The 2,534-nt window shown below is 42.1% G+C and carries 2 protein-coding genes, 7 tRNA genes and 1 rRNA gene; all 10 read left to right on the top strand.

Going from position 1 to position 2,534, the window contains the following annotated elements:
- Positions 1-233: ribosomal RNA gene (locus JQM82_RS15070) — 23S ribosomal RNA — on the top strand; the annotation flags it as partial.
- Between the two features lie 65 nt (positions 234-298).
- Positions 299-372 (top strand) — tRNA-Asp (locus JQM82_RS15065).
- Positions 373-376: 4 nt separating this feature from the next.
- Positions 377-449: transfer RNA gene (locus tag JQM82_RS15060), tRNA-Val, on the top strand.
- 25 nt (positions 450-474) lie between these two features.
- Positions 475-556, top strand: a tRNA-Tyr gene (locus JQM82_RS15055).
- A gap of 17 nt (positions 557-573) precedes the next feature.
- A tRNA-Thr gene (locus JQM82_RS15050) sits at positions 574-646 on the top strand.
- A 27-nt stretch (positions 647-673) separates the two neighbouring features.
- A tRNA-Met gene (locus JQM82_RS15045) sits at positions 674-747 on the top strand.
- Positions 748-771: 24 nt separating this feature from the next.
- Positions 772-844: transfer RNA gene (locus tag JQM82_RS15040), tRNA-Phe, on the top strand.
- A gap of 24 nt (positions 845-868) precedes the next feature.
- Positions 869-941, top strand: a tRNA-Lys gene (locus tag JQM82_RS15035).
- Between the two features lie 121 nt (positions 942-1,062).
- Positions 1,063-1,710, top strand: coding sequence for a GntR family transcriptional regulator (locus JQM82_RS15030; RefSeq protein ID WP_235251218.1), 648 nt, complete (start codon positions 1,063-1,065; stop codon positions 1,708-1,710).
- A gap of 3 nt (positions 1,711-1,713) precedes the next feature.
- Positions 1,714-2,534, top strand: an 821-nt coding sequence (locus JQM82_RS15025; RefSeq protein ID WP_235251217.1) for a LysR family transcriptional regulator, incomplete at its 3' end; no start/stop codon positions are given.

Raw genomic sequence — 2,534 nt, 5'->3', positions numbered from 1 at the left:
ACCGGGATGGACTGGCCGCTGGTGGATCTGTTGCATCGCCAGATGCATGGCAGAGTAGCCAAGCCGGGACGGGATAAACGCTGAAGGCATCTAAGCGTGAAGCCCCCCTCAAGATGAGATATCCCTACGTAAAGTAGTAAGACCCCTTGAAGACGACGAGGTAGATAGGTCAGAGGTGGAAGTGTGGTAACACATGGAGCTGACTGATACTAATCGGTCGAGGGCATGACCAAGCAAGGTGATAGGTAAATGGATGATATTTCTTGTATGCAGTTTTGAAGGTACATACCTTTTATAAGGCCCAGTGGCTCAGTTGGTTAGAGCGCCGCCCTGTCACGGCGGAGGTCGAGAGTTCGAGTCTCTTCTGGGTCGTTATGGGATCATAGCTCAGCTGGGAGAGCATCTGCCTTACAAGCAGAGGGTCATAGGTTCGAGCCCTATTGGTCCCATTAAATAAGAAAATAATTGATATTTGGATGGATTCCCGAGTGGCCAAAGGGGACAGACTGTAAATCTGCTGCAAATTGCTTCGGTGGTTCGAATCCACCTCCATCCATTAGCCGTAAGGCGCGTGCCGATGTGGCTCAATTGGCAGAGCAGCTGATTTGTAATCAGCAGGTTATCGGTTCGAGTCCGATCATCGGCTTAGTCTGAAAGGACTACAATTTCATATCGCGGGGTGGAGCAGTCTGGAAGCTCGTCGGGCTCATAACCCGAAGGTCGTAGGTTCAAATCCTGCCCCCGCAACTCACACATATTTATATGTGTTAAGCCCAGATAGCTCAGTCGGTAGAGCAGAGGACTGAAAATCCTCGTGTCGCTGGTTCGATTCCGGCTCTGGGCATTTTGTTTGCTAACAATTGAATAAGGGCGTGTAGCTCAGGTGGTAGAGCACTTGACTTTTAATCAAGTTGTCCGGGGTTCGAATCCCCGCACGCTCAGGAATGAGAGAACGTAAATCCTTTTTTGGATTTGCGTTTTTTTTGTTGAAAATGACAAAAATATGTGATATGATAACAGTAGATTGTTGACAATCTACTATATCTAAAGGAATCTAACTGTATGGGAAAATTATCACATTGTACGTTAAGAGAAAAAATTGTAGAAGAGATAAGAACTAAGATTCTCGATCAGGAATTGATTCCTGGCATGAGAATCATAGAGCAGGATCTGGCAAAAGAATTTGGAGTGAGCCGCGGACCGATCAGGGAGGCTCTTCGTCAGCTGGAACAGGAAGGCATGGTTGAGTATAAGAGAAATGCAGGGTGCTCTGTTCGTAAAGTGACTCTGGATGATATAAAAGAAATTTATATGATTAGCTCGAATTATGAGATTCTGGCAGTTCAGTCTTATAACGGTAATTTTTCTGATGAAGATATCAGGAGAATGGATACGATTCTTGAATTGATGAAGAATTTGAAAGATGCGAATTATAAAACAGTTGTTTCACTTGACTGTCTGCTTCACAGGGTGATTATTGAAAGAGCAGGATTATCACGTCTTGAAAAAGTCTGGACAGACATGAATTATGGAAATATACTCAGCTGTTATGCAGGAAATCAGGACATAAAGGAGATTGAAAAAAGACAGTATCCGATACATAAAAAACTGGTAGATGCGTGTAGAACAAGGGATACGCAGGTAATATGCGACGCAATTTCTGATCATTATAACCTGACAGTGAACAGGGTATTAAAGGAAGGAAATTAGGCAATGATTCTTTGGAAGTACAAATATTTTGTTGATGTTATTGACAGCAAAAGTTTTACAAAAGCAGGAAAGAAAAATTTTGTATCGCAAACTGCAATTAGTCAACAGATATCTTCGCTGGAAAAAAGTGTAGGTGGAAAGCTTATCGACAGAGGCAACGGAGAGATTGTAGTAACTGAATTGGGGCAGATCGTGTATGATAAGGCGAAAGAAATGCTTCGTTTGAACGAGGAGATGTCAAAGGAGATACAGCAGTTGAGGGAAAAGCCTGTGATTGATATAGGAGTGGATTCTTCTATCAATCGCATTTTCTGGGATAAGCTTCAGAATGTTATCAGAAGTAATTATAAGGACTCTGAAGAGAGATTTGGGTTTTGTAAAATTGATCCCAGAGAAGGCGGCAGGATGCTGGAGGCAAATAAACTGGATATTTTTATCGGATATGGAATTCCGGTGCCTGATATGAAAATGGAGTTAGAAGAGGAGGTTCTTTGTGAAAGTCCGATCGGTGTCTATGTAGGAAGTCATACTGCTCTGAAAGATAAAAAAGAGCTCATGCTTAAGGATCTGGAAGGGTATAGAAGATATGAAACAAAAGTGTATCCCTGCAGTATACAGAGGGCTTTAAAAGATGAGGCGGAAGCTTCGGAGGAACAGCTTCAGGAAGATATATCTGCTTACGATAATATTGATACCATGAAGTTAAAAGTAGAATTTAATGATGGATACGCATTCGCTGACAGTCGTTTTTTTTCATATGAGGATGGTGAAATTCGATTGTTATCAGATTACAGGGAATCCTGTAATTTGAAATTATTTTATCG

This window comes from Faecalicatena contorta, assembly GCF_021531995.1.
Taxonomy (GTDB): Bacteria; Bacillota; Clostridia; order Lachnospirales; family Lachnospiraceae; genus Dorea_A; species Dorea_A contorta_A.
This window is presented reverse-complemented; position numbering and strand designations above follow the sequence as displayed.

Coding starts and splice junctions, on each gene's coding strand:
- JQM82_RS15030 (WP_235251218.1), top strand. CDS start 1,063: ATGGGAAAATTATCACATTGTACGTTAAGAGAAAAAATTGTAGAAGAG.